The organism is uncultured Stenotrophomonas sp. (assembly GCF_963519125.1).
Lineage (GTDB): Bacteria > Pseudomonadota > Gammaproteobacteria > Xanthomonadales > Xanthomonadaceae > Stenotrophomonas.
In genome coordinates, this window is record NZ_CAUQLJ010000012.1 from 1 (window position 1) to 25,873 (window position 25,873).

Annotated in this window: 28 protein-coding genes and 1 pseudogene; 12 read left to right on the forward strand and 17 right to left on the reverse strand. The window is 66.9% G+C overall.

The annotated features are described in order from the left end of the window. Together minC and RYM47_RS11705 are read right to left on the reverse strand one after the other, a co-directional pair. Positions 1-413, reverse strand: a pseudogene (gene minC / locus RYM47_RS11700) (septum site-determining protein MinC); the annotation flags it as partial. 13 nt (positions 414-426) lie between these two features. Further along, on the reverse strand, positions 427-1,023 hold the full coding sequence (locus RYM47_RS11705) for a GNAT family N-acetyltransferase (RefSeq protein WP_070206831.1): 597 nt from the start codon (positions 1,021-1,023) through the stop codon (positions 427-429). Between the two features lie 153 nt (positions 1,024-1,176). On the opposite strand from RYM47_RS11705, the gene RYM47_RS11710 reads away from it, so the two are divergent. The 5 genes from RYM47_RS11710 to RYM47_RS11730 all read left to right on the forward strand — a co-directional run bounded on the left by RYM47_RS11710 (position 1,177) and on the right by RYM47_RS11730 (position 5,508). Then, positions 1,177-2,379, forward strand: a complete 1,203-nt coding sequence (locus tag RYM47_RS11710) for a sensor histidine kinase (protein ID WP_054171238.1) — start codon at positions 1,177-1,179, stop codon at positions 2,377-2,379. After that, positions 2,379-3,020 (forward strand): response regulator transcription factor, encoded by a 642-nt coding sequence (locus RYM47_RS11715; protein ID WP_315388081.1) that lies wholly within the window; start codon positions 2,379-2,381, stop codon positions 3,018-3,020. Before RYM47_RS11710 ends, RYM47_RS11715 begins: the two co-directional genes overlap by 1 nt. A gap of 282 nt (positions 3,021-3,302) precedes the next feature. Next, positions 3,303-4,382: an SRPBCC family protein gene (locus tag RYM47_RS11720; RefSeq protein WP_315388082.1), complete on the forward strand. Its 1,080-nt coding sequence runs from the start codon at positions 3,303-3,305 to the stop codon at positions 4,380-4,382. 78 nt (positions 4,383-4,460) lie between these two features. Continuing rightward, positions 4,461-4,832: a DUF423 domain-containing protein gene (locus tag RYM47_RS11725; RefSeq protein WP_315388084.1), complete on the forward strand. Its 372-nt coding sequence runs from the start codon at positions 4,461-4,463 to the stop codon at positions 4,830-4,832. A gap of 1 nt (position 4,833) precedes the next feature. Continuing rightward, positions 4,834-5,508 (forward strand): DNA-3-methyladenine glycosylase, encoded by a 675-nt coding sequence (locus RYM47_RS11730; protein WP_315388086.1) that lies wholly within the window; start codon positions 4,834-4,836, stop codon positions 5,506-5,508. Positions 5,509-5,613: 105 nt separating this feature from the next. Here RYM47_RS11730 and RYM47_RS11735 read toward each other — a convergent pair whose 3' ends face one another. The 6 genes from RYM47_RS11735 to RYM47_RS11760 are packed head-to-tail and all read right to left on the reverse strand — an operon-like array spanning position 5,614 to position 9,481. Then, positions 5,614-6,417 carry a D-alanyl-D-alanine carboxypeptidase family protein gene (locus RYM47_RS11735; RefSeq protein WP_315388087.1) on the reverse strand — a complete coding sequence of 268 codons (804 nt, stop codon included), beginning with the start codon at positions 6,415-6,417 and terminating at the stop codon, positions 5,614-5,616. A 9-nt stretch (positions 6,418-6,426) separates the two neighbouring features. Beyond that, positions 6,427-6,966 (reverse strand): PH domain-containing protein, encoded by a 540-nt coding sequence (locus tag RYM47_RS11740; protein ID WP_315388088.1) that lies wholly within the window; start codon positions 6,964-6,966, stop codon positions 6,427-6,429. After that, positions 6,963-8,255 carry an alpha/beta fold hydrolase gene (locus RYM47_RS11745; RefSeq protein ID WP_315388090.1) on the reverse strand — a complete coding sequence of 431 codons (1,293 nt, stop codon included), beginning with the start codon at positions 8,253-8,255 and terminating at the stop codon, positions 6,963-6,965. Before RYM47_RS11745 ends, RYM47_RS11740 begins: the two co-directional genes overlap by 4 nt. Before the next feature lies 1 nt (position 8,256). Continuing rightward, complete coding sequence (locus tag RYM47_RS11750) at positions 8,257-8,433, reverse strand: DUF4177 domain-containing protein (RefSeq protein ID WP_102944044.1); 177 nt, start codon at positions 8,431-8,433, stop codon at positions 8,257-8,259. Next, positions 8,430-8,609: an Arc family DNA binding domain-containing protein gene (locus tag RYM47_RS11755; protein WP_070206839.1), complete on the reverse strand. Its 180-nt coding sequence runs from the start codon at positions 8,607-8,609 to the stop codon at positions 8,430-8,432. Before RYM47_RS11755 ends, RYM47_RS11750 begins: the two co-directional genes overlap by 4 nt. A gap of 2 nt (positions 8,610-8,611) precedes the next feature. Next, positions 8,612-9,481, reverse strand: coding sequence for an SPFH domain-containing protein (locus tag RYM47_RS11760; RefSeq protein ID WP_315388094.1), 870 nt, complete (start codon positions 9,479-9,481; stop codon positions 8,612-8,614). A gap of 205 nt (positions 9,482-9,686) precedes the next feature. On the opposite strand from RYM47_RS11760, the gene purT reads away from it, so the two are divergent. Beyond that, positions 9,687-10,874, forward strand: coding sequence for a formate-dependent phosphoribosylglycinamide formyltransferase (gene purT / locus RYM47_RS11765; RefSeq protein ID WP_315388096.1), 1,188 nt, complete (start codon positions 9,687-9,689; stop codon positions 10,872-10,874). Between the two features lie 290 nt (positions 10,875-11,164). Here purT and RYM47_RS11770 read toward each other — a convergent pair whose 3' ends face one another. Both RYM47_RS11770 and RYM47_RS11775 read right to left on the reverse strand, forming a co-directional pair. Next, a complete protein-coding gene (locus RYM47_RS11770; protein ID WP_315388097.1) occupies positions 11,165-12,370 on the reverse strand; it encodes an endonuclease/exonuclease/phosphatase family protein in 1,206 nt (401 codons plus the stop codon). 37 nt (positions 12,371-12,407) lie between these two features. After that, entirely contained in the window at positions 12,408-13,163 is a 756-nt protein-coding gene (locus RYM47_RS11775) for an arginyltransferase (RefSeq protein WP_315388099.1), read from the reverse strand. A 156-nt stretch (positions 13,164-13,319) separates the two neighbouring features. Here RYM47_RS11775 and RYM47_RS11780 point away from each other — a divergent pair, with 156 nt between their 5' ends. Next, the gene (locus RYM47_RS11780) at positions 13,320-13,889 is read left to right on the forward strand and encodes an EF-hand domain-containing protein (RefSeq protein WP_315388100.1); all 570 of its coding nucleotides are present in this window, start codon (positions 13,320-13,322) and stop codon (positions 13,887-13,889) included. A gap of 71 nt (positions 13,890-13,960) precedes the next feature. Here the strand turns inward: RYM47_RS11780 and RYM47_RS11785 are convergent, their stop codons facing one another. From RYM47_RS11785 to RYM47_RS11800, 4 genes are all read right to left on the reverse strand, one after another. After that, positions 13,961-15,175, reverse strand: a complete 1,215-nt coding sequence (locus RYM47_RS11785; protein ID WP_315388101.1) for an RNA polymerase sigma factor — start codon at positions 15,173-15,175, stop codon at positions 13,961-13,963. A 73-nt stretch (positions 15,176-15,248) separates the two neighbouring features. After that, positions 15,249-15,761 (reverse strand): pathogenicity-like protein, encoded by a 513-nt coding sequence (locus RYM47_RS11790; RefSeq protein ID WP_315388103.1) that lies wholly within the window; start codon positions 15,759-15,761, stop codon positions 15,249-15,251. A 6-nt stretch (positions 15,762-15,767) separates the two neighbouring features. Next, entirely contained in the window at positions 15,768-16,676 is a 909-nt protein-coding gene (gene tesB / locus RYM47_RS11795) for an acyl-CoA thioesterase II (RefSeq protein ID WP_315388104.1), read from the reverse strand. A gap of 52 nt (positions 16,677-16,728) precedes the next feature. Beyond that, positions 16,729-17,508: an enoyl-CoA hydratase/isomerase family protein gene (locus RYM47_RS11800; protein ID WP_315388105.1), complete on the reverse strand. Its 780-nt coding sequence runs from the start codon at positions 17,506-17,508 to the stop codon at positions 16,729-16,731. Positions 17,509-17,542: 34 nt separating this feature from the next. Here RYM47_RS11800 and RYM47_RS11805 point away from each other — a divergent pair, with 34 nt between their 5' ends. Continuing rightward, positions 17,543-17,977 (forward strand): copper chaperone PCu(A)C, encoded by a 435-nt coding sequence (locus RYM47_RS11805; protein WP_315388281.1) that lies wholly within the window; start codon positions 17,543-17,545, stop codon positions 17,975-17,977. An 82-nt stretch (positions 17,978-18,059) separates the two neighbouring features. Here the strand turns inward: RYM47_RS11805 and RYM47_RS11810 are convergent, their stop codons facing one another. Both RYM47_RS11810 and uvrA read right to left on the reverse strand, forming a co-directional pair. Next, complete coding sequence (locus tag RYM47_RS11810) at positions 18,060-18,467, reverse strand: thioesterase family protein (protein ID WP_070209172.1); 408 nt, start codon at positions 18,465-18,467, stop codon at positions 18,060-18,062. Further along, positions 18,467-21,472 carry an excinuclease ABC subunit UvrA gene (gene uvrA, locus RYM47_RS11815; RefSeq protein WP_315388107.1) on the reverse strand — a complete coding sequence of 1,002 codons (3,006 nt, stop codon included), beginning with the start codon at positions 21,470-21,472 and terminating at the stop codon, positions 18,467-18,469. Before uvrA ends, RYM47_RS11810 begins: the two co-directional genes overlap by 1 nt. Positions 21,473-21,788: 316 nt before the next feature. On the opposite strand from uvrA, the gene rplU reads away from it, so the two are divergent. The 3 genes from rplU (at position 21,789) to cgtA (ending at position 23,573) form a co-directional block, all read left to right on the forward strand. Next, positions 21,789-22,106, forward strand: coding sequence for a 50S ribosomal protein L21 (gene rplU / locus RYM47_RS11820; protein ID WP_315388108.1), 318 nt, complete (start codon positions 21,789-21,791; stop codon positions 22,104-22,106). A 15-nt stretch (positions 22,107-22,121) separates the two neighbouring features. Further along, positions 22,122-22,382, forward strand: coding sequence for a 50S ribosomal protein L27 (gene rpmA, locus RYM47_RS11825; protein WP_019184517.1), 261 nt, complete (start codon positions 22,122-22,124; stop codon positions 22,380-22,382). Positions 22,383-22,523: 141 nt separating this feature from the next. Next, positions 22,524-23,573: an Obg family GTPase CgtA gene (gene cgtA, locus RYM47_RS11830; RefSeq protein WP_070209176.1), complete on the forward strand. Its 1,050-nt coding sequence runs from the start codon at positions 22,524-22,526 to the stop codon at positions 23,571-23,573. Positions 23,574-23,757: 184 nt separating this feature from the next. On the opposite strand, the gene rpsT is transcribed toward cgtA, so the two are convergent. Next, entirely contained in the window at positions 23,758-24,030 is a 273-nt protein-coding gene (gene rpsT / locus RYM47_RS11835) for a 30S ribosomal protein S20 (protein ID WP_070209177.1), read from the reverse strand. 116 nt (positions 24,031-24,146) lie between these two features. Here rpsT and murJ point away from each other — a divergent pair, with 116 nt between their 5' ends. Beyond that, a complete protein-coding gene (gene murJ / locus RYM47_RS11840; protein WP_315388282.1) occupies positions 24,147-25,751 on the forward strand; it encodes a murein biosynthesis integral membrane protein MurJ in 1,605 nt (534 codons plus the stop codon). The last annotated feature ends 122 nt before the right edge of the window (positions 25,752-25,873 follow it).

A 25,873-nucleotide genomic window follows, 5' to 3' on the forward strand; every position in this document is an offset into this window, starting at 1 on the left:
GCCGGGGCGGGTTCAGCGGCGCGCGGGCGGCGGGCCGGTTCCGGGGCCGGCGCAACCGCCGCCACCGCCGGTTCGGCCTCGGTGCGCTCGTACTGGGCGCGGAACTTGGCCAGCAGCGGCAAGCCCAGCTGCTGCGAAAGCAGGTCGGTTTCGTTGCTGCCGTAGGCCAGTGCCACCGGCAGCACGCCGGCGCTGCGCAGGCCGTCGAGCAGGGCCTGGGCGGTGGCCACGTCGGGCATCTGGCTCAGCCCGCCGAAGTCCAGGATCACCGCGGCGCGGCCGAACAGCTTCGGCGCGCGGGCCACGCGGTCGTGCATCTCACGGGTGAGGCGTTCCACATCGAGCGTGCGGATGCGCAGGTTGGCGATTCCCACCTGGCCGATCTTCAGCTCACCGGCCTGTTCAAAATCCATGTTTGCCGCCACTTCAGGTCCCCGTCGGTCGAGGCGCGCGCTGCAGCTCGCGACGGTGGCCCACCCAGGGCACGTCGGGCAGCGCATCGCCGTAGGTGTCGTGCACCCATTGGTAACTGCACAGGTCCTTGAGCAGCATGCTGGCGCGCACGTCCACGTGCGGCATGTTGTTCTGGCCGACCTCGCGGAAGCCGAAACTGCCATGGAACAGCAGCGCCGCATCGGCGCCATGGTCCAGGAATACTTCGCAGGTCAGCTGCGGATAGCGCAGTTCGGCAAAGCTCTGGGCGTCGGCGTAGAACGCGCGGCCAACGCCACCGCCGCGGCGGCGGCTGGCCACTACGATGCGGTCGATATAGAAGAATTTCTGGCTCAGGTGCTGCTGGAACCAGGCGAAGTTGCTGCTGTCGTGCTGGCTGTCGCTGCCAAAGCCGATCAGGAAGCCGGCCAGGTTGCCGTCGCGCTCGGCGACGCGGAAATATTCAGCGGTATCGAAGAACAGGCGCAGGCGGGCGGCATCCAGAGGAAGGATGGCCAGACCGGCGTTGTTGTTCAGGGCCAGGACGGAATCGAGCTCGTGCTCGCGCACGTCGCGGATGACAATCGACATTGTGACTCCGTGGGGTAACGCGGTTGGTCCGTCAAATTGGACCCTGCGCACGATTATTGCATGCCCGGGGTGGGCTGCGGCATGAACAGGGGACCGCAGATGCATGACTTCCGTGGGAGTGCGCGACGCAGGCCGGGCCCGTAGAGTGCTGGCATGTTGGGAGTCCTCAGCCATACCCGCGTCCTCCGTCTGGCCGGCCTGTTTACCTGGGTCATGGTCGGCCTGCCACTGGCGTACTCGCAGTTCGAGAACCTGCACAGCCGCAGCGATACGGGCAGCTGGGCGATCCTGCTGTTCGTCGCCTACCTGTCCTTCGGCGCCGCGTACTACTGGCTGACCCGCCTCCTGCGCAGCGACAGCGACAGTCACACCACCTGGCTGGACCGCGGCCTGCTGCTGCTGCTGACGGTTTCGGCGCTGGGCGTCAGCTACCTCAGTGGTTCCGGCCTTGGCAGCATCCTGATGATGGTGGCTGCCGGCGTCATTCCGTGGATGCTGTCGGCGCGCCTGTGCGTGCTGTGGCTGCTGGTCAGCCAGCTGGCGGTGGCCCCGGTCTATTACATGCTGCTGCACTTCCCGCTGTTCGAAGCCGTGATGCAATCGCTGCTGTATGGCGGCTTTTCCATGTTCATCTTCGTGACCAGCCTTGTCGCGCGGCAGCAGACCCAGGCCCGCGACGAGCAGCGCAGGCTCAATTCGGAGCTCCGCGCCACCCGCGCCCTGCTGGCCGAAAGCGCCCGGGTCAATGAGCGGACCCGCATTTCGCGTGAACTGCATGATCTTCTGGGGCATCAGCTGACCGCGCTGACCCTGAACCTGGAAGTGGCCGGCCACCTGGCCGAGGGCCAGGCGCTGGACCACGTGAAGCGCTCGCACGCCCTGGCCAAGCTGCTGCTGGGCAACGTGCGCGAGGTGGTCAGCCAGTTGCGTGAGACCGGCGCCATCGATCTGGCCGCGGCGCTGCGCCCGCTGACCGAGAATGTGCCTTCGCTGGACATCCAGCTGGACATCGAGGATCCGCTGAACGTGGAGGACCCGCAGCGGGCCCACGTGCTGCTGCGCTGTACCCAGGAGATCATCACCAACGCGGTGCGCCACGCCGGTGCCCGCCACCTGTGGATCAAGGTGTACCGTGAAGCCCCCGACCGGGTGGTGGTGGAGGCCCGCGACGATGGTGTCGGCGCGGATATGGTCAATGTGGGCAATGGCTTGCGCGGCATGCGCGAGCGCCTGCAACAATGTGGTGGCCAGCTGCAGGTCGAAACCCGTCCCGGTGAAGGCTTCCGGTTGCGGGCGACGGTGCCGGCAACGGTGCTGGTGGCCACCCTTACCAAGGTTCCTGAAGGAGTGCGTTGATGATTCGCGTCTGCCTGGTCGACGACCAAACCCTGGTGCGGCAGGGGATCCGTTCGCTGCTGGCACTGGACGACGGGATCGAAGTGGTGGCCGAGGCGGCCGATGGACGCCAGGCCGTCGACCTCATCCCCACGATCCGCCCGGACGTGGTGCTGATGGACATGCGCATGCCGGTGATGTCCGGGCTGGAAGCGTTGCAGAGCCTGTCGCGCACGGCCCAGCTGCCGCCGACCATCATCCTGACCACCTTCGACGACGACCAGCTGGTGCTGGCCGGCCTCAAGGCCGGGGCCAAGGGCTACCTGCTCAAGGACGTGACCCTGGAGCAGCTGGTCGGCGCCATCCGCACCGTTGCCGACGGGGGCTCGCTGGTGCAGCCGGCGGTGACCCAGCGGCTGCTGTCGGGCCTGGAGCACATGCGCAACGAGTTCGTGAGCCTGGACCGACCCGACCCGCTGACCGACCGCGAGACCGAGATCCTGCGCCTGATGGCCAGCGGTTTCTCCAACAAGGAGATCGCCAACTCGCTGGGCGTGGCCGAGGGCACCATCAAGAACCACGTCTCCAACATCCTGTCCAAGCTGGGCGTGCGCGACCGCACCCGCGCGGTGCTGAAGGCGTTCGAACTGCAGCTGGTGTGAAGGCGGACTTCTGCTGAAAATGAACGCCAGTTGAAAGCGTTGTGGGACAAGGCATGCGGCCGTCGTTGACGGCCCATTTGCCGATACCGGCAAATAAATATCGCGCGGGGCCACGTGCTGGCCCACCTGATGCGCTATCTTTCCGCTCCTTGCCTTCTGAAAACCGCTCCCGGTATGGAAACCGGTGCGCCAATCCTGATCCATTACACCCGCGAAGCCTGCTAGGATTGGCGCTTCGCTTCAATCAACCCGGCCGTGGGATCGGCCCCGGAGACTCTCTGAATGACCCGTATTATCGAGTTCCTGATCGCCTTGGGGATCGTGGCTGGCCTGTTCGTCATCATTGGCGTTGTGCTGCCGGGCGAGCGTCACATCACTGAAAGCATCGAGACCAACCGCAAGATGACGATCGTGTACGACACGGTCAACAGCCTGCGCCGCTTCAAGGACTGGAACCCGCTCGTGCTGCGCGATCCCGCCGTTGAACTGAAGCACTCCGGCCCCGCCTCCGGCGTGGGTGCCCGCCTGGACTTCTCCTCCAAGGAGCCGTCGCTGGGCAATGGCAGCTGGGTGATCACCGAGTCCGAGCCGAACAAGCGCGTGGCCATCGACATCGAAGACGCCACCAAGGGTCACGACAAGAAGACCAGCTTCACCCTCGAGCCGACCGGCAAGGGTGGCCGCAACGTCAAGATCACCCAGGACTACAGCGTCAAGTACGGCTTCAACCTGTTTGGTCGTTATGCGGGCCTGTACGTCAGCCGTCACGTCGGTGACGACCTGAAGCTGGGTCTGTCGCGCATGGCCAACATGCTGGCCACCGTGCCGAACGTGGACTACCGCACCGCCGAAGCCCCGCTGACCGACCTGGCCATCGTGGACGCCCCGGCCGAAGATCTGCTGGTGGTCACCGCCGGTAACGTTGATCGTGGCGAAGCCACCATCAGCAAGTCGATCAAGGACAACCAGGAGTGGATCAAGCGCGTGATGGAGGCCAATGACCTCGAAGCCGCCGGTCCGTTCCGCATCATCACCACTGACTTCGGTCAGGAAAAGTACGCCTTCGACGTGGCCCAGCCGGTCAAGAAGAAGGGTACCGAAGGCGCTTCGGCTGAAGCCCTGACGGTGAAGATCGACGGTGGCGCCCCGGTCAAGTACGTGCACGTCGCACCGCACCGCACCGCGCATGCGAAGTACACCGGCCACATGGCTGGCCTGGACATCGCCCGCAACGCCCTGCGTGCCTGGGCCGTGACCGGTGGCAACGAAGTGATCGACCGTCCGTACGAGTCCTGGAACGCAGGCGTTGAGAAGTCCTTCACGCCGGAAGCGACCTACGACATCTACTGGGCCGTCAAGTAATCCGACGGTTGCCGTGATGTAACGCAGAACAGAAAACGCGCCGCTTCCTGCGGCGCGTTTTTTTTTGGAGGATGCAGCATGCTCAACCTGGAACGACGCGCGCGTAGACCTTCGCTGCTGGCCTGCCTTGGCGGGTTGCTGGCGGCCACCGCAGTGGGCCTGTCGGCCTATGCCTCGCACGGCATCGCCGAGCCGCTGGCGCAGTCGCATGTGAACACCGCTGCGCTGTTCGCATTTGGCCACGGCGTCGCGTTGGCGGTGCTCGGTCCGACCCAGCAGAACAGCGTGGGCAAGCTGGCGCTGTACGTCCTGCTGCTAGGCACGCTGCTGTTCTCCGGCAGCCTGGTGGCGGGCGCGCTGTGGCAGCTCAGTACCGGGCTGGCCCCGGTCGGCGGTACCGCGCTGATGCTCGGTTGGGTGGTGTACGGCTTCAACGCACTGAGGCGCTGACATGCCGCGCTTCCGCCGTGGGTTCGACGTGGACGAAGCGCATGCGTGGCTGTCCAGGCGCGACCGCCGGCTGGGCACCTGGATGAAGCGCCTGGGCCCGATCGAGCCACCGCCGGGCTGGGCGCGCAGTTTCGACCCGGTGGACGCGTTGGCCCGCGCGATCCTGTTCCAGCAGCTCAGCGGCAAGGCCGCTTCGACCATCGTGGGGCGGGTGGAAACGGCGATCGGCAGCACCCGCCTGCACGCGGACACGCTGTCGCGCATCGACGATGCCGGCCTGCGCACCTGCGGCGTGTCCGGCAACAAGGCGCTGGCATTGCGCGACCTGGCCCGTCGTGAAGCTGCCGGCGAAGTACCGGACCTGCGCCGGATGTCGGTGATGGAGCACGACGCCATCGTCGAGGCGCTGGTGCCGATCCGCGGCATCGGCCGCTGGACGGTGGAGATGATGCTGATGTTCCGGCTCGGCCGGCCGGACATCCTGCCGATCGACGACCTCGGCATCCGCAAGGGTGCGCAGCGCGTGGACAAGGCAGAGGTGATGCTGACGCCGAAGGAACTGGCACTGCGCGGGGAAAAGTGGGGTCCGTTCCGGACCTATGCCAGCCTGTACCTGTGGCGGATTGCGGATTTCAGCGAAGTGCCGAAGACGGCGACAAACCGGTCGCAGGATTGATCGGCGGCCGAAACATCTCCGCGTAGTGACACGCCATGCGTGTCCCCGGGGTGTCGAACGACATCGCGCCTGGTTCGTTCGTGCGATGACACGCGTGGCGTGTCACTACGCCCGGCGCCAGCACCAATGCCAGGGCTCGTAGACAATCCCGTGCGGATTACCTCGCGGATAGCTCATCTGGAAGCCATGCGCTCCGGCATGCTGCTGCAGCCACTCAAACGCGGGAGTCGCCTCGAAACTCTCCTCGGCAGGTGGTTCGCCGGGCGCACTGATGTCCAGCGCCCGCCCGCTGTGATGCTCGCTGTACCCGGGCGCGGCATTGACCTGCAGAATGTCCGCCACTTCAAGCCCGCGCGCACGCTTCCGGTCAAAGATGCCCAGCTGGTAATCATGGCTGCGATAGCCCGAGATGGCGTCCAGCACCACGCCCTCGCGCGCGGCATGCTGCTGCATGCGCTGCCATCCCTGCGCCGCGCCCTGCTGCAGCCAGAGCGGCCGGCGGTAGCGGTCAAAGCCGGCCAGTGACAACCGCGCAGGCTCCGCTTCCAGTACGAGCCCGGTATCGTCCTCATATCGCTCCGCGTCGATGCCCAGTTCCTCCAGCCGCGCCTGCAGCCCGCTCAGCGGCAGCAGGTCATCGGGGGCATGGGCACGCCGCGTGCCACTCAGGGCCTCATCAAGGGCGTCCAGCGCCTCCTCGATGCCCGGCTCGCGCATCAGGTGCGGCACCAGCGGCAGCAGCCCGTGTGCGGTGGCGGCCGCCAGGTACTGGCCGTCGCGCTTGCGCCGCAGTACCCAGCGCGCCCGGGCCAGCGCCCGCGCGTCGGCATTGCTGCGCGCGCGCAGCAGGCCACCGGGCCACAGTTCGATGTCGGGGGTGTTGATCAGCAGGGCAGGGTATCGGCGCATGCGCCCAGCTTAGCGCGTGGCCTGCGCGTTCAGCGCATCGAGCAGCGCACGCGGGTTTTCCGGGCTCAGCAGCAGCGCACTGCCGTCGCGCAGCGGCAGGTACAGCACGCGGCTGGCATCGGTCACCAGGCAGAACATCTTCCTGCCGCCGCTGCGGTAATGGCCGGACTGGAAGCCGGGCATGCCGAAGCCGTTGATCTTGATGCCCGGCTTGAACTCGGCGTGCTCGGCCAGGTCCACGATGCGGGCCCGGTCCAGCTGCAGTGCCGAGACCGCGGTGCGCCGGCGGTAGAAGGTGGCGGTGACCACCAGCTCGCTGCCCTGCAGTTCTATGCGGCGGCGAAAGAACGCCCAGGTGAGCACGCCGCTGACCAGCAGCAGGAACGGCAGGGTGATCGCCAGATCCATCGGGGTGCGCTGTTCGGACTGCAGCGTAGTGGCCACGATCATCACTGCCACGCCCAGCATGGGCAGCCACAGCCAGAGCAGGCGCGAGACCGGGGCGGGCGCGACCGCGAATTCCCTGCGGGTGTCCGAGAGGGTGTTCATCCCTGTTCCTTGATCCACGCGGCGACATCGTCGATCAATGTTGGCGACACCGTACCAGCGGCACGGTATTCCTCCAGCGAACCAGGGCCTTCCCCGGCGATGCCCAGGTGGTTCAGTGCCAGGTAGCGGTGGAAGCGCGCTTTCGGCCCTTCCGGCAGGCCCTGCGTCCAACGCTGCCAATCGGCGTCCACCACCTGGAAGTCGCGCCCGCCCTGCAGCAGCAGGATCGGCTGCTTCAGCGACTGTGCGTCGGCAACCGGATCCACCGCGTCGAACGCGCGCCAGTAGCGGGCCGGTTGACCGAGCGGCAGGTCCTTGGGAGCCACCACGCCGGTACCACGCGCGGCAGCGATCTGTGCGTCGAGCCTGTCCAGCGCGGCCTGCTCGTCGGCGCTGATCTCGCCATCCAGATTGAGCAGGTAGCGGTTCTGTTCGGGCAGGAGGGTCAGCAGGGAACGCGCGGGTGCCGACCACAGCACCACGCCGGCGACCTTGCCCGAGTGCGCGGCAATGCGCGGGGCGAGCATGCCACCCTGGCTGTGGCCCATCACGTAGATCTGCTTCGGGTCGATGCCCGGCGTGTTGGCCAGCAGGGCAACGGCGGCCACCGCGTCGTTGGTGGTCTCATCGTCCATGGTGTAGTCGCCGTCGCTGAAATCCTGCGGCCGCACGCGGGTGCGCTTTTCGTAGCGCAGCACCGCGATGCCCTGCGCGGCCAAGCCACGCGCTACGTCCAGGAACGGGCGGTTGGGGCCGATGGTTTCATTGCGGTCCTGCGGACCCGAGCCGTGCACGAGCACCACGGCCCGGAACGGGCCGGCACCGTTGGGAAGCGCCAGGGTGGCCGGCAGCGGCCCCTTGCCGGCCACGATCTGCAGCTCGCGCTCGGTGTAGGTGGCTGAGGCGGGCGGCGGCGGTGGGGACGCTGCGGCTGCCGGCTGGAGATACAGGGCTGCAACGCGCCCCTCGGCATCCACGGCAATGGTGGCCGTGACCGCGCCGCTGCCGAACTGCAGCGATTGCTGGACGACCTGCAAGCCCTGCTGCTCGACCACGCGCGCTGCACCACGGCTGCGCAGCCCGCCGAACGACTGCCACAGTGCCTGCAGCGACGCGGCGGGTGCGGCCTTCGCCATTTCCGGGGTAAACATGGCTTCGGCAGCGGCCACGTCGCCGGCGTCCAGCCTGTCCAGCAGTTGGCTGGCCGTCTGCTGGGGCGTGGCCGCGTTTGCCGCCACTGCCACCGACGCCAGCATCCACGCAACCAGATACCTGCTCCAGGTGCGCATGTCAGCTCTCCTTCTTGAAGAACAGCAGCGCCACACCCATCGGGGTGCCCTGCAGCACGTTCACCAGCTCCCAACCGAGTTGGCCCTGGCGGTTCATTTCGGCCTGCAGGTCCTCCGGCTTCAAACCGGTCCACGACGGCTTCACTTCAACGGTCAGGTACGTCCAGCGCTTGCTCATTCCTTGCTCTCCGGATCAGGTGCGGGTTTGGGAAGGCGTCCAGCCTTGCGCAGTGCGTCGCGCAGCACGTACTCGATCTGCGCGTTGAGGCTGCGGAGCTCGTCGTCGGCCCAGCGCTGCGCCGCTGCCAGCACGTCGGCATTGATACGCAGCGGATAGGCTTTCTTCTCACTCATGCTCAGTACAACGAGCCGACGTTGACGATCGGCTGGGTACCGCGGTCGGAACACAGCACGGTGAGCAGGTTGCCGACCATCTGCGCCTTGCGCTCTTCATCCAGCTGCACGACGTTGTTCTTCTGCAGTTCGGCCAGGGCCATTTCGACCATGCCGACCGCACCGGCGACGATGCGGGTGCGTGCGGCGATCACTGCGTTGGCCTGCTGGCGCTGCAGCATGGCCTGGGCAATTTCCGGGGCGTAGGCAAGGTGGCTGATGCGGGCGTCGAGCACCTGCACGCCGGCGTCGGCCAGGCGCTCGGCCAGTTCGTCCTTGAGGTGCTGCGAGATCTCGGCGGCATGGCTGCGCAGTGAGAGCTGGCCTTCCTCATGCTGGTCGTAGGGGTAGCTGGTGGCCATCGCGCGCAGCGCCGATTCGGACTGGATGTGCACGAAGCTCTCGTAGTCGTCGACGTTGTAAACCGCTTCGGAAGCGTCCACGACCTGCCAGACGATGACGGCGGCGATTTCAATCGGGCTGCCGTCCAGTTCGTTCACCTTGAGCTTGCCGCTTTCGAAGTTGCGCACGCGCTGGCTGACCTTCTTCTTGCTGAAGAACGGGTTGTTCCAGCGCAGGCCGTTGTCCTTGACCGTGCCGACGTACTTGCCGAAGAGGCTGAGCACGGCGGCCTGGTTGGGCTGGACGGTGTAGAGGCCTACCAGGCTGAACGTGCCTGCCAGCCCAAGCAGCAGGCCGCCGAGGATCAGGAGCAGATTGACGTTGCCGCGCTCTACGCCAGAAAGGAACATCCAGGCCGCCACGGCCAGCAGGGCCAGGATGGCCAGCAGGAAGGGGACGCCGGAGAGCGAGCGGACGGGCTTTTCTTTCATGGCGGGGCATCCTTTGCGGTGGGTTTCAGCTATTGATATCAATTTGATATCACTTCTGCAAGGGGCGGGCTGGGGTCGGGTCCGGCCTGTCAGCGGGAGCAGGCCATTCATTGACGTCTGACCAGGCACGGATGTGACCGCCGCGCACCGTCGGCGGTGCACGGCTCTACAATGCGTTCCCGTCCGCTGTCCGGAATGAAGCACCATGATTACCCTCGGCACCCCGCTGTCCCCCTCCGCCACCCGTGTCCTGCTGCTGGGCTCGGGCGAACTGGGCAAGGAGGTCGCCATCGAGCTGCAGCGGCTGGGGGTGGAGGTGATCGCGGCCGACCGCTACGAGAACGCGCCGGCGATGCAGGTGGCGCACCGCTCGCACGTGATCGACATGCTGGATGCGATGGCGCTGCGCGCGCTGATCGCGGCGGAGAAGCCGCACCTGATCGTGCCGGAGATCGAGGCGATCCATACCGAGACGCTGGTCCAGCTGGAGCAGGAAACCGGTCAGCGGGTGGTGCCGACGGCGCGCGCGGCGCGGCTGACGATGGACCGTGAGGGCATCCGGCGGTTGGCGGCGGAGACGCTGGGGTTGCCGACCTCGCCGTACCGCTTCGTGGATACGGAGGCGGAGTACCGGGCGGCGGTGGCGGCGATCGGGCTGCCGTGCGTGGTGAAGCCGGTGATGTCGTCGTCGGGCAAGGGCCAGAGCACGCTGCGCAGCGAGGACGATATCGCGCCGGCGTGGGAGTACGCGCAGACCGGCGGTCGGGCGGGTGCGGGGCGCTGCATCGTGGAGGGCTTCATCGACTTCGACTATGAGATCACGCTGCTGACGGTGCGGCATGCGGGCGGGACGTCGTTCTGCGCGCCGATCGGGCATTGGCAGAAGGACGGGGACTATCGCGAGAGCTGGCAGCCGCAGCCGATGTCGGCGGCGGCGCTGGCGCGGGCGGAGGAGATTTCGCAGGCGATCACCGACGACCTGGGTGGCTGGGGGTTGTTCGGGGTGGAGTTGTTCGTGAAGGGCGACGCGGTGTGGTTCAGCGAGGTGTCGCCGCGGCCGCACGATACGGGGCTGGTGACGCTGGCGTCGCAGGAGCTGAGCGAATTCGCGCTGCATGCACGGGCGATCCTGGGCCTGCCGATTCCGCTGATCCGTCAGAGCGGTCCGTCGGCGTCGTGCGCGATGCTGGCGCACGGCGAGGGCGTGCCGGTGTTCAGCAACGTTGAGGCGGCACTGGTGCATCCGGACACGGCGCTGCGCCTGTTCGGGAAGCCGAGCGTGCACGGGCATCGGCGCGTGGGTGTGACGTTGGCGCGTGGCGCGGACGTTGATGAAGCGCGGAAGATTGCGCGTGAGGCGGCTGAGGCGATTTCTATTGAGTTGCGCGCGTAAAGCGCTGGCGTTTCTATCTCTACGTGCTGGGGCGACCGTCGGGCAGCCCCGCTCCGAGATATCGCGTGCCTTCGGCCCGCGATATCCGAGCATTCCACCTTAACCCCCCGCCTTCGGCGCGCCCCCTTCAACAAGAAGGGGGCTTTCCTCCAGATGGTCTTTTGGTGCCGTCGGGACCTGACACGCATGGCGTGTCACTACGCGGATTCTGCTTTGGTAGGGTCGGTCCCCAGACGACTGCCGTGAAATCCGCCGCGCCCGGTAACGCATTCGAATAATCGGAACGGCTTTTACCGCACGTCCACCCACACCAGATGGTGGTCGCTGCCATCGGCAATCTTCGCCTCGGGCGTTTCATTCGCGGGCCAGAACACGCCGCTGCCGATGTAATTGAATCCCACCGACGGCAGCACGTAATCCAGGCGCATGGTGCCGGACTTGGGGCCGAAATCGCCGGTGGCGTGGAACGGGGCGCCCTTCCGCACGATGCCCTTTTCGGCGTACGCCAGGCTGGTCTGTTCTGCACCGACGCTGCGCGGGGTGGGGTAGCGCAGCACGCGCGCGTTTTCGATCAGTTCGACGATGGCGTCATGGCGGCCATCGCCGTCCACGGGATCGTTGTTGAGGTCGCCGAGGATCACGAAGCGGGCGTCCTGGGCGAGGCCGCCGCACTGGCCACGGTCGTCGCAGAGCCAGGGCTTGTCGCCGGCGGAAAGGTATTCCTGCCACAGCCGCAGTTCGTCGTGGTTGCGCGCGGCGTTGCGCTTTTCCGGGCCGTCGAACACGGGCGGGGTGGGGTGGGAGACCAGCGCATGCACCACGCCGTTGGGGGTGTTCACCGGGACGTCCCAGTGCGACTTGGAGGACAGGCGCAGCTGCGACCAGACGTGGTCGTTGTAGAAGGACTTGCCCGTGCGCGGGTCGATCGGGCGTAGCGCGCCGGGCATCGTGCTCCACTTCAGCAGCTGGAAGCTGCGCACCTTGGCTTCGTCGATCGGGTAGCGCGAGAGCACCAGCATGCCGTACTGGCCGGCGTGGAGACCGTAACCCCAGGCGTCGTTGCCACGGGCGCGGCCGTCGCCGCCGATCTGGCCGTTGTTGTCCAGGTCCAGGCCGCTCTGCACGCCGGTGTTGACCGGGGCCAGGTAGCGGTAGGCGAAGTGCAGGGGCTCGCCGCCGCCGGGCTGGGCCACTTCCAGATAGCGCTGCTGGAACAGGTCGGCGGCGCGGTGGGCGTCGTCGAAGTCGAATTCGTTGAGCAGCACCAGGTCGGGGCGGACCTGCTGCAGCACCGCGGCGATCTTGCGCGCGTGCGCGCTGTCGCCTTCGAGCTCGGCGATCAGGCCGCCGGTCTCGTCGCTGTACAGCGAGGTGTTGTAGGTGGCGATCCGCAGCGGTGCGGGGGCGGCATCCGGCATGGCGGCGGTCTTGGTCGAGGTTTGCGCGCAGGCGCCGCAGAGCAGGGCCAGGGCGAGGATCAGGGGATGGGCTTTCATGCGCCTATTCTGCACGGGCGCGCGTTGCAATGGCGGGTCAAATGCCGTCGCGGGCGTCGTCGAACGCGTGCCAGCGGCGGCCGTCGTAGGCCTCCAGCGGACGGAAGCGGCGCTTGTAGTCCATCTTGCGGTGGCCGCGGATCCAGTAGCCGAGGTACAGGTGCGGCAGCTGCTCGCGACGGGCCCACGCGATCTGCTGCAGGATCGCGAAGGTGCCCAGGCCGCGCTGGGCATGATCGGGGTCGAAGAAGGTGTAGACCGCCGAGAGCCCGTGCGCGGTGACGTCGGTGACCGCCACCGCCAGCAGGGGGCCGCGGTGGCCATCCACGGCAGGCCCGCGGACCTCCAGGAACCGGCCCTGCGACCACTGGCCGATCAGGAACTGGTCGAACTCGTGCGGGCCGTGCTCGTCCATGCCGCCCTGGGCATGCCGGTGGGTCAGGTAGCGGTGGTACAGCGCGAACTGTTCGTCGGTCTGCTCGGCGGCGACGATGCGTACTTCCAGGTCGTCGTTGCGCGCCAGGCAGCGGCGCTGGCTGCGATCAGGCGCGAAGCGGGCCACCGGCACGCGTACCGAGACGCAGGCGTGGCAGTTGGCGCAGTGCGGGCGGTAGACCAGGTCGCCGGAGCGGCGGAAGCCCCAGCTCAGGGCCATCGGATACAGGCTGCCGAGGCGCTGGTCGTGCGGATCCAGCACCAGGTCGCGCGCAGCGCGGTCCGGCCAGTAGCCACAGGGATGGTCCCCGGTCTGGAACAGGCGCAGCTCGTCGTCGCGGTCGGTGTGGATCGCCATGGCCACAGCATAGCGCCGGGGCGTCGCAGGCGCCGCGACTGTCTGGTGAATGAACGCGACCGTGTGGGCTGTCAACGCGGGTCGCGTCCGGGCGTTTTCTCTCCCGTGGGTGCCGAGCACCGCACGACGCTTCCCCCCAAAGAACCGGAGTACCCCATGCGCAACCGCAAACCCCTTCTGCTGCTGGCCCTGCTGATGACCACCGGCGCTGCCGGCCTGGCGGTGGCCGCCGATACCCCGACCGCGCCCGCCGCGCCGGCCCGCGTGAAGCTGGATACCAACGGTGACGGTTTCGTTGACCGCACCGAAGCCGCCAAGGCGCCGCGCCTGGCCGAGAAGTTCGACAGCCTGGACACCAACAAGGACGGCAAGCTTTCGCGCGAAGAAATGCCGCGCTGGCAGGGCAAGCGCCACGGGCGTGGCCCGGGTGGCGGCCACGAGCGCATGGAAAAGCTGGATGCGAACAAGGACGGCCGGATCAGCCGTGACGAAGCCAAAGCCGACCCACGGTTGGCGGAACGTTTCGACAGGATGGACGTCAACAAGGACGGCTACCTGGACAAGACCGACCGCGAGCTCGGCATGAAGCAGCACCGTGACGCGTGGTTCGCTGCCGCCGACACCAACAAGGACGGCCAGCTGAGCAAGGCCGAGTTCGACGCAGCGAAGAAGCCGTTCGGTGGCCCGCGCGGCGACAAGCCGCCGATGCCGCCGAAGGCGAAATAATCGGGTAGAGCCGCGCTCTGCCCGGCTGCGAAAACAAAAGCGCCGGTCAATGACCGGCGCTTTTTCATGCCTCAGATCAACCGGGCATCCCACGCCATCGCCAGCACGATGCCGATCACCAACAGGTTGGTCACGATCAACGCAGGCCGACCATACATCGACTGATACACCCAGCTCGGCCCTTTGCGTCCATGCCGCGCCGCATCGCGCGCGATCATCGGCGCCATGATGCGTTGCAGGGGCACCAGGCACTGGTAGTTCACCACGCCGGTGCCGAGCACCATGACGATCAGCGGCCAGTGCAGCGGCACGTGCAGCATCGTCAACGCGAGTACGGCCATGCAGACGAGCATTGCGGTGAAGGTGCTGTAATGCACGAAGCGAAAGACGGCAGCGCGTTCGGCCGGTGTCTCGGTGTAGCACAGCAGGTAGCGCCCGCCGAGGTAGCTGCCGATGATGCCGCCGAGCATGCCGGTGATTGCCACGCCCAACCCCATCCCGGGGCTCATCAGCGGGGTCTGGCTGACCGCCGCGCCGAGCGAGCCCATCGCAGCACCGCCAGTCAGGCTGGCGCCGCCCAGCCCTAACTTGCCGCTGCCCACGCCCACGCCGGTACCCAGCAGGATCGCGGCACTGGCGGTGCCCGGCGCGGCAATCATCACCATCGACACCACCGTGGTGGCGAACGCGGCGCCGGGCGCACTGCTGCGCGCGAAGTCGCCGAAGCGGCGCAGCATCTCTTCCCGCACCGAGGCGCGCGCACGCGACAGGCGCTTGCGCACGGCCGCGTCGCTCAGGCCGAGCAGGTCGGCCACCTGCTGCGAGCGTTGGCCTTCGCGGTAGTACAGCAGGAGGGTTTCGCGGCTGTCTTCGGGCAGTGCCGAAATGATCTCTTCGGCAGCCAGTTCTTCTTCCACCCGCTGCAGGTAGTCCGGCGCGCTGGGGCTGGGGTCGGCGGCCATGCTGATCGCGATCTCGGCCGCTTCACCGGACAACGGCCGGCCGCGGTTGGCGCGCAGCCAGTCGCGGGCCAGGTTGCGGGTGATCTGGCGCAGCCAGGGCAGGAAGCTGGCGGTGCTGTGCAGCTGGTTGAGCTGCTGCCAACCCTTGATGAAGGCTTCCTGCGCGATGTCTTCGCTGGCCTGCACGTCGCGGGTAATCGCCAGCGCGATGGCGGTGACGGTGTTCTGGCAGGCCAGCACGATGCGGCCATAGGACTGCTGGCAGCCGCTGGCGGCGGCGGGCAGTTCGCGTTCCAGCGTGTCGGTCAGGGGCAGGGTGGTCATGGCGTCGATCCCGGCGGGTGGTGACATCATGACGGGGTGGGGCGCGGAATGTGACCGCGCCCCGGGCGGGGTCTTACGGTTGTTGCACCGGCTGGATGCGCACGCGGACCTCTTCCTCTTCCTGCGCCGGTGCCGGTTCGTTTGCCGGGGTCTGCGGCTGTGCCTGCTGCACGGGCGCCGGTACCGCGGTGGGCGCGCTGCGGTGGCGCATCATCACCACCATCGCTACGGCAGCGATGACCAGCAGCAGACCGATGCGGATGCGCCAGGCCCAGTTGCGGCGCGGCGCGGTTTCGGCGACCTGGTCGCGGAAGGCGAATTCGGCGGTAGGGTGGTCGCGCCGGGTGGTTTCCAGCAAGCGCGCGTCGCGCAGGATCTCGCGGGCGCGGGGCTGGTCGTTGGCGTGCACCACCCACAGAGTGGGGTGGGTGCTGGCCTTGCTGGTGTCGAGGTAGCTGAACTGGCTGCCGCGCTTGCTGTGGTACGAACGGCCGTTGGTGATGCGCACCTCGATGCCGGCATCGCGCAGCAGCTGGGCCACGCCTTCCACGGTTTCAACGCGCTGGCTGCTGAAAATCTGACGCATGGCGAATTATTCCTTGGCCGGTACGGCGGCGGCCGCGGCACTGTCGTCGACCACGCGGATCAACCCTTCCTGCGCGGTGCTGGCAACCAGGATGCCGTTACGGGTGTAGAACTGGCCACGTGCCAGCCCGCGCGAATCCTGCGCGCTGGGACTGTCCAGCGAGTACAGCAGCCAGTCGTCGGCGCGGAACGGGCGGTGGAACCAGATCGCGTGGTCGAGCGAGGCCATCTGCACGTGCGGGTGGTAGTAGCTGATCCCATGCGGGAAGGTCGCTGTGCCCAGCAGGTGGAAGTCGGAGGCATAGGCCAGCAGTGCCTGGTGCAGTTCCGGGGCGTCGCCGACCGGCTCGCTCAGGCGCAGCCACACCTGGTGGTAGGGCGGGCGCTTGGGCGGGTTCAGTTCGTCACGCGGGTAGACATGGCGGAACTCGAACGGGCCGCCGCGCGACAGCCAGCGCTGCACCTTGATCGGCAGCCGCTCCAGCACTTCGGCCGGCAGCGGACGGTTCGGTTCGATGTCTTCCGGCTGCGGCACTTCGGGCATCTTGTGCTGGTGCTCGGCGCCGGTCTCGGCCTGCTGGAACGAGGCCGCGCAGAAGAAGATCACCTTGCCGTGCTGGATCGCGGTGACCCGGCGCACCGAGAAGCTGCCGCCGTCGCGGGTGCGGTCCACGTCATAGACGATCGGGTGGTCGATGTTGCCGGCGCGCAGGAAGTAGGCATGCAGCGAATGCACGTGGCGGCCGTTGTCGACGGTCGCCTGTGCGGCCGAGAGCGCCTGGCCCAGCACCTGGCCGCCGAACACGTACTTGGTGCCGATGTCGCGGCTCTGGCCACGGAACAGGTTGTCTTCCAGGCGTTCGAGCGTGAGCAGGTCGATCAGCTCGGAAACGACGGGTTCTTGCGGCTGGGACAAGGCGGCGGCCTGCAGGGGGACGAACAGGAATTATACGGGTGGTGGCCCCGCCTCAGGATTTACCCAATCGAGCCACCAGCGTCTGCAGCGCCTGCTGGGCGTCCGGCGCGTACCAGGCTTCGACGAACCGGTCCAGCTGGATCAGGTCGGCATGCAGGGCCTCGTGCAGGTCGGCGCGGGCGACGCTGCGGGTGTGCAGCATCGGCTGCCGGGGCAGCTTGAGCAGACGAGCCAGCCAGGCTACCGCGCGCGGCACCACCTCGGCCGGGGCCGCCAGCTCGTCCACCAGCCCGATCTCCAGCGCACGCTCGGCCGGCACCATCTCACCACCGATCAGCAGCTGCGAGGCCCGGTGGTGCCCCACCACGCGGCGCATCAGCCGCTGGATGCCTTCCGGCGCCACCAGCCCCACCTGCACTTCGTTCAGGCCGATCACGGTCGGCTGCGCCGGGTCCGCGCTGCGCGCCATGATCCGGTAGTCGCAGCACAGCGCCAGCACGCAGCCGCCGGCCGGGGCATGCCCGGTCAGCGCGGCCACCACCGGGATCCGGCTTTCAGCGAGGGTGCGCACCGCGCCGAAGAAGGCCTGCCAGCTGTCCAGCAGCTTGTGCCTGTCCTCGCCGTGGCTGAGCAGGTGCGGCACGTCCATGCCGGCGCTGAAGATGCGCTCGCTGCCCGACAGCACGATCCCGTGCGCGTCGTCGGCCATCGCCTGGTTGATCGCCTGGATCAGGTGACGGCACAGCTCGGTGTCCAGCGCGTTGACCGGCGGGCGGGCAAGCCGCAGCTCGCGGATGGGGCCATGGTTGATCACCTCGATAAGCGTCGTCATGCTGCGATCTCGTTGCGGGCAGGGAACTGAGGCGATGATAACCAAACCATTCGTGTGCGTATTGTTGGGTCTGTGTGCGGCCGCAGCATCTGCGGGTGCGGCGGAGCCGGCGTGTGTCAGCCTCAAAGGGGGCTGGGTGCGGTTGCCGCCGCCGGGGATGACGATGGCGGCCGGCTACGGAACGATCCGGAATGACTGCAAGGCCGCAGTGACCGTGGTCGGCGTGGGCAGCAAGGCCTTCGATGATGTGTCGCTGCACGAGACCACGATGGCCGATGGCGTCAGCCGGATGCGCGCGGTGGAGGCGTTGCCGATTGCGCCCGGGGAAGAGGTCACATTGAAGCCGGGCGGGCTGCACCTGATGTTGATGGAGCCGGTGGTGAAAGTGACGGAAGGCGCAGAGCTGCCTGTGCGCCTGAGCCTGGAGGACGGGCGCAAGGTGGATGGCACGTTGCAGGTGCGGCGGTAGGGTCGCACCCCAGTCGACCGCACGTGGGCTGTCCACGTGCGGTAGGGCATGACCTCAGATCGAAAAAGGCTGTTGCAGGGCGTCAGCTCGACGCGCTGCGAATGGCGTCCGGCAGCGGGGCGCTCTTTCCGGTCTGCGTGTCCATCCAGACCACGACCACATTCCCATCCGAATACAACGTGCTGTCGTTCTTCTGGTCGACGATGCGGTGGCCGATGGTCACGCTGCTGTTGCCCAGGCGCTCGACGAACAGCTCCACCACGATGTCGTTGGGCCACACGATCGGCAGGCGATAGTTCACGTTGGTCGCAGCCACCACGGGTGCGATGCGGTCGGTCATCGACACGCCTTCCACGCCCAGCATCCAGCGCACGCGCGCTTCTTCCAGGTAGGAAATGTACTTGGCGTTGTTGACGTGGCCCATGCTGTCCATGTCGCGCCAGCGCACGCTGATCGGTACGCGGGCCAGGATCTTGTGTTCGCTGCTCATTACTTCTTCTTCGCCTTCGTGGTCTTGGCAGGGCTGGTCTTGCTGGGGGTGGTGGCGCGCTTGGCCGCGACCGCCTTCTTGGCGACCTTGGCCGGCTTTTCCGGCTTGGCCTTGCGCGGCGGACGCGCGTCGGGCTTGTTGGCCGTGGCCGCCGGACGTTCCGGACGCGCACTGGTCGACGGCAGCATCTTGGCCAGGAACTGGCCGGTGTACGACGCCGGGTGCGCCGCCACGTCTTCCGGCGTGCCGGTGACCAGGATGGTGCCACCGCGATGGCCACCTTCCGGCCCCAGGTCGACGATCCAGTCCGCGGTCTTGATCACGTCCAGGTTGTGTTCGATCACCACCACCGTGTTGCCTTCGTCGCGCAGCTTGTGCAGCACGCCGAGCAGCGCCTCGATATCGTGGAAGTGCAGGCCGGTGGTCGGCTCGTCCAGGATGTACAGCGTGCGCCCGGTATCGCGGCGCGACAGTTCCTTGGACAGCTTCACGCGCTGCGCTTCACCGCCGGACAGCGTGGTCGCGCTCTGGCCCAGCTTGATGTAGCTCAGGCCCACGTCGACCAGCGTTTCCAGCTTGCGCGCGATGCTCGGCACCGGCTCGAACAGCTTCAGCGCATCTTCGACGGTCATCTGCAGCACGTCGTTGATGTTGTAGCCCTTGTACAGGATCTCCAGCGTTTCGCGGTTGTAACGCTTGCCATGGCACACGTCGCAGGGCACGTACACATCCGGCAGGAAGTGCATCTCCACCTTGATCAGGCCATCGCCCTGGCACGCTTCGCAGCGGCCGCCGCGCACGTTGAAGCTGAAACGCCCCGGCGAATAACCACGCGCACGCGCTTCCGGCACCTGCGCGTACAGCTCGCGCAGCGGCGTGAACAGGCCGGTGTAGGTGGCCGGGTTGGAACGCGGCGTGCGTCCGATCGGCGACTGATCGATGTCCACCACCTTGTCGAACAGGTCCAGGCCATCGACCGACTTGTACGGTGCGATCGGGTGCGAGGAACCGTTGATCTCGTTGGCCGCCAGCGAGAACAGGGTGTCGTTGATCAGGGTCGACTTGCCCGAACCGGACACGCCGGTGATGCAGGTCAGCAGGCCCGACGGAATGTCGAGGTCCACGCCCTTGAGGTTGTTGCCGCTGGCACCGCGCAGGTGCAGGGTCATCTTCGGATTCGGCTTGTGCCGCCGCGCCGGGATCTCAATCGCGCGCTTGCCCGACAGGTACTGGCCGGTGAGCGAACGCGGCGCCTCCAGGATGTCCTGCAGGGTGCCTTGGCCGACAATCTCGCCGCCGTGCACGCCCGCGCCCGGACCGATGTCCAGCACGTAGTCGGCCAGGCGGATCGCGTCTTCGTCATGCTCGACCACGATCACCGTATTGCCGAGGTCGCGCAGGCGGGTCAGGGTGCCGAGCAGGCGCTCGTTGTCGCGCTGGTGCAGGCCGATGGACGGCTCGTCGAGCACGTACATCACGCCGACCAGGCCGGCGCCGATCTGGCTGGCCAGGCGGATGCGCTGCGCCTCGCCACCGGACAGGGTGTCGGCCTTGCGCTCCAGGGTCAGGTAATCCAGGCCGACATCGACCAGGAAGCCGAGGCGTTCGCCGATCTCCTTGACGATCTTCGCGGCGATCTCGCCGCGCCAGCCCGGCAGGCTCAGTTCGCTGAAGAACTTCAGTGCCTCGTCGATCGGCAGCACCACCAGCTCCGGTAGCGGACGATCGGCCACGAACACGTTGCGTGCCGCCTTGTTCAGGCGCGCGCCGTTGCATTCCGGGCACGGTTGTTCGCTGATGTACTTGGACAGCTCCTCGCGCACCGCCGGTGACTCGGTTTCCTTGTAGCGGCGTTCGAGGTTGGGAATGATGCCCTCGAAGCGGTGCTTGCGCTGGGTGCGGCCACCGGCTTCGGTGAAGTAGGTAAAGGTGATCGTTTCGTCGCCGCTGCCGTACAGCACGGCCTGCTGCACCTTGGCCGACAGCGAGTTCCACGCGGCGTCCACGTCGAACTTGTAGTGCTTGGCCAGCGAGGCGATCAGCTGGAAGTAGTAGGCGTTGCGACGGTCCCAGCCACGCACCGCACCGGCGGCCAGCGACAGCTCCGGATGCACGACCACGCGCGAAGGGTCGAAGAACTCGGCGATGCCCAGGCCATCGCAGCCGGGACAGGCACCCATCGGTGCGTTGAACGAGAACAGACGCGGTTCCAGCTCCGGCAGCGAGTAGTCGCAGACCGGGCAGGAGTACTTGGAGGAGAACAGTGCCGGCGTGGCGTCGGCGGTGTCCAGGCTCTGCACCGAGGCCATGCCATCGCCGAGCTTCAGCGCGGTCTCGAAGCTCTCGGCCAGGCGCTGCTTGATGTCCTCGCGCGGGCGGAAGCGGTCGATCACCGCCTCGATGGTGTGCTTCTGGCGCAGCGCCAGCGGCGGCACCGCATCGATTTCATGCAGCTCGCCGTCCACGCGCACACGCACGAAGCCCTGCGCGCGCAGCTGGTCGAACACCTGGGCGTGTTCGCCCTTGCGGTCGCGGATGACCGGGGCCAGCAGCATGTAGCGCTGTTCCGGGTCCAGGGTCAGTACCTGATCGACCATCTGGCTGACCGTCTGCGCTTCCAGCGGATAGCCGTGGTCCGGGCAGCGCGGAGTGCCGACGCGGGCGTACAGCAGGCGCAGGTAGTCGTAGATCTCGGTGATGGTGCCGACCGTCGAACGCGGGTTGTGCGAGGTCGACTTCTGCTCGATCGAGATGGCCGGAGACAGGCCTTCGATGTGGTCCAGGTCCGGCTTTTCCATCACGCTCAGGAACTGGCGCGCATAGGCCGACAGCGATTCGACGTAGCGGCGCTGGCCTTCTGCATAGATGGTGTCGAACGCCAGCGAGGACTTGCCCGAACCGGACAGGCCGGTGATCACGATCAGCTTGTCGCGGGGCAGGTCGAGGTCGAGGTTCTTCAGATTGTGCGTCCGCGCGCCGCGGATGCGGATGAAATCCATCGCCATGGGGGATCCGGTTGTGGGGGCGTTGGCTGGGTGCCGGGCCAGCAGGGAACGGCAATCGGTCAGCCTACCGAGGTGACCAGATGGGGGCAATGGGCGACAATGCCAGCCCGATGTCTCACCTGATGAGACAGGCCGACAGGCAGGGGTCAGATCCCTTTTCATCACGTGAAGAGGGATCTGACCCCGTTCCGGCCCGGCCTCCAGGCCGTTCAGGGGTTGACTTGACCCGCGCCCGCTGATCTGCGTACAATTCCGCTCCTGTCCGCCCTCGATGGCGGCAGCTCAGACCACAATAACTACAGAGGAAGGCCTGGTCATGTACGCAGTACTGGTCACCGGCGGTAAGCAATACCGCGTGGCGCAGGGCGAAAAGCTCCGCATTGAAAAGCTCGAAGTCGAAGTCGGCAGCGAGATCAAGTTTGACAACATCCTGATGCTGGGTGACAGCGACGGCGTGAAGCTGGGCGATGCGCTGAAGGGCGCTGCCGTCACCGCCAAGGTCCTGTCCCAGGGTCGTGCTGACAAGGTCCGGATCATCAAGTTCCGTCGCCGCAAGCACCACATGAAGCGCCAGGGTCACCGTCAGTACTACACCGAAATCGAGATCACCGGCATCGCCGGTGGCAGCAAGTAATAAGGAGAAGCAGTCATGGCACATAAAAAGGGCGTAGGCTCATCGCGCAACGGTCGCGACTCCAACCCGAAGTACCTCGGCGTCAAGATCTTCGGTGGCCAGGCCATCGATGCCGGCAACATCATCGTGCGTCAGCGCGGCACCCAGTTCCATCCGGGTACCGGCGTCGGCCTCGGCCGTGACCACACCCTGTTCGCGCTGGTCGACGGCAAGGTGGAGTTCTCGGTGAAGGGCCCGAAGAAGCGTCGTACCGTCAGCGTCGTCGCCGAAGCCTGAGCTTCGCGAGACCCGGGCGTCGCCCCCGCCTAGGCGTGGGGCCGCTTGCGAAAGCCCCGCTTCGGCGGGGCTTTTGTTTTTCACGTTAGACTCTGCGGTCGGGCTTTCCCTGCCCACCGCCTCCAGGTGGCATCCAGAATCATGAAACTTGTAGACGAAGCAGAAATCCAGGTTACCGCCGGCAATGGCGGCAACGGCTGCGTCGGTTTCCGTCGCGAGAAGTTCATTCCGCTGGGCGGCCCGGACGGCGGCGACGGCGGCAATGGCGGCAGCGTGTACATCCGCGCCGACGAAAACCTCAATACCCTGGTCGACTTCCGCCACGAGCGCATCTTCAAGGCGCAGCGCGGCGAGAACGGCATGGGCCGCCAGGCCTACGGCAAGGGCGGCGAAGACCTCATCATTACCGTGCCGGTCGGCACCGTGGTGATGAACGTGGCCACCGACGAAGTCATTGGCGACCTGACCCAGCACGACGACATCCTGCTGGTGGCCAAGGGCGGCAAGGGCGGCCTGGGCAACATGCACTTCAAGAGCTCCACCAACCGTTCGCCGCGCCAGTCGCTGCCGGGCGAAGAGGGCGAGGAGCGCCTGCTCAAGCTGGAACTGAAGCTGCTGGCCGACGTGGGCCTGCTGGGCTTCCCGAATGCCGGCAAGAGCACCCTGATCCGCGCCGTGTCCGCTGCCACCCCCAAGGTGGCCGACTACCCATTCACCACCCTCTACCCCAACCTGGGCGTCGTGCGCGTGGAGAACTACCGCAGCTTCGTGATCGCCGACATTCCCGGCCTGATCGAAGGGGCTGCCGACGGTGCCGGCTTGGGCGCGCAGTTCCTGCGCCACCTGCAGCGCACCCGCCTGCTGCTGCACCTGGTGGACATCTCCCCGATGGAAGGCGGCGTGGAAATCTCGCCGATCGAGCAGGTCCGTGCGATCGAGCGCGAGCTGGCCAAGCACGACCCGGAGCTGCTGGAAAAGCCGCGCTGGCTGGTGCTGAACAAGGCCGACCTGATGTTCGAGGACGAGGCCAAGGCCGCAGCCGAGAAGATCATCGCCGAGCTGGGCTGGACCCAGCCGTGGTACCTGGTCTCGGCGCTGGGTCGTGAAGGCACCTGGCCGATCATGACCAACATCATGGCGTTCTTCGACCGCCAGAAGGAAGACGAGGCGGATGCGCGCAACGCGCTCTGACGTTCTCGTTGCCTCACAGAAAAACCCGGCCTTGGCCGGGTTTTTCTGTGGGCGTCGCAGCCGGGCAGAGCCCGGCTCTACCGCCCGGCTGCCGTCGCACCCCAACGCAAAAAACCCGGCCGGGGCCGGGTTCTTCTCTTCACCTTGGTCGAAGCCACGCAGTGCGTGGCTCTACGGCCTTGGATCAGGCAGCGGCCTTGATGGCCTTGATGCGCGCGGTCAGGCGGCTCTTGTGGCGAGCGGCCTTGTTCTTGTGGATCAGACCACGCGAGCTGAAACGGTCGAGGATCGGCTGGGCGACGGCAAAGGCTGCCTCGGCGCCGGCGGCATCGTTGGCATCCAGAGCCTTGATAACCTTCTTGACAGCGGTGCGCAGCATCGAACGCTGAGCCGTGTTGCGCGCGTTGCGCACGACGGTCTGCTTGGCGCGCTTCTTGGCGGACTTGATATTGGCCACAGTGGTGGTTTCCTGAAAAATCGGTGTAATGGGAACAGCAAGCTGGAAAGTATGATGGCTCGAAAAATGTACGTCAAGTCAATTGTCAAGAGGAAACACGGGTGAGTTCACCAAGGATGTTGCGCGGGCTGCTGTCTTTCAGCAGCATGACCATGATTTCACGGGTGCTGGGGCTGGTCCGCGACCAGGTCATCACCACCACCTTCGGCACCAATGCGGTGACCGACGCCTTCTGGGTCGCCTTCCGGGTGCCCAATTTCCTGCGCCGCCTGTTTGCCGAGGGTTCGTTCGCCACCGCGTTCGTGCCGGTGTTCACGGAAGTGAAGGAAACCCGCTCCCATGAGGAACTGCGCGAGCTGATGTCCCGCGTGGCCGGAACGCTGGGGGCGGTACTGCTGCTGGTCACCGCGCTGGCGCTGATCTTCGCGCCGCAGCTGGCCACGCTGTTCTCAAGTGGGGTAGAAACCGACCCGGCCAAGCATGGCCTGCTGGTCGACCTGTTCCGGCTGACGTTCCCGTTCCTGCTGTTCGTGTCGCTAACCGCGCTGGCGGGCGGGGCGCTGAACAGCTTCCAGCGCTTTGCCATGCCCGCGCTGACCCCGGTGATCCTCAACGTCTGCATGATCGCCGGCGCGCTGTGGCTGGCGCCACGGCTGGGCGGCACCCCGGAAAAGCAGATCCTGGCGCTGGGCTGGGCGGTGCTGGCCGCCGGCATGCTGCAGCTGCTGTTCCAGCTGCCTTCGCTGAAGGGCATCAACCTGCTGACCCTGCCGCGCTGGGGCTGGAACCACCCCGGCGTGCGCAAGGTGCTGACCCTGATGGTGCCGACCCTGTTCGGCTCGTCGGTGGCGCAGATCAACCTGCTGCTCGACACCGTTATCGCGGCCAAGCTGACCGACGGCTCGCAGTCGTGGCTGTCGCTGGCTGACCGCTTCCTGGAGCTGCCGTTGGGCGTGTTCGGGGTGGCGCTGGGCACGGTGATCCTGCCGGCGCTGGCCCGCCACCATGTCAGTACCGACAAGGCCGGCTTCTCCAGCGCGCTGGACTGGGGCCTGCGTACCACGCTGCTGATCGCGGTGCCGGCCATGCTCGGCCTGTTGCTGCTGGCCGAGCCGCTGATCGCCACGCTGTTCCAGTACCGCCAGTTCACCGCGTTCGACACCCGCATGACCGCACTCTCGGTGTACGGCCTGAGCCTGGCGCTGCCGGCCTTCGCCCTGCTCAAGGTGGTGCTGCCGGCGTTCTACGCCCGCCAGGACACCCGGACCCCGGTGCGTGCGGGCCTGGTCGCGCTGGTCGCCAACATGGTCTTCAACTTCATCCTGCTGGCGATCCTGTACCAGGTGATGGTGCCCGAGGCGCTCAAGGCACAGGGCGTCTGGGTCGCGCTCGGCAAGCAGCCGGGCCTGCACCTGGCGCTGGGCATTGCCAGCGCGCTGTCCAGTTACCTGAACCTCGGTCTGCTCTGGTACTGGCTGGGCAAGACCGACGTCTACCAGCCGAAGGCAGGGTGGGGCGGTTATATGGTCCGGCTGGTCCTGGCCTGCGGCGCCATGGTCGCGGTGCTGCTGGTGCTGCGCGGGCAGATGCCGGGCTTCACCGGCATGGACAAATGGCACCGCATCGGCAACCTCACGCTGCTCGTCGGCGGCGGCGGCCTGACCTACCTGGTCGCCCTGGTCGCCATGGGCTTCCGCCCGCGCCACCTGCGCGAGCATTGATCCAGGTGCGGCGCGGCCATATCTCTCTGGTCATGCCGCATTTTTGCCCGGTTGCGGTAGGGCCACGCCCTGCGTGGCTTGGCTGGACACCCCAGCTATACTTGCCGGTCATGCACTGCAAC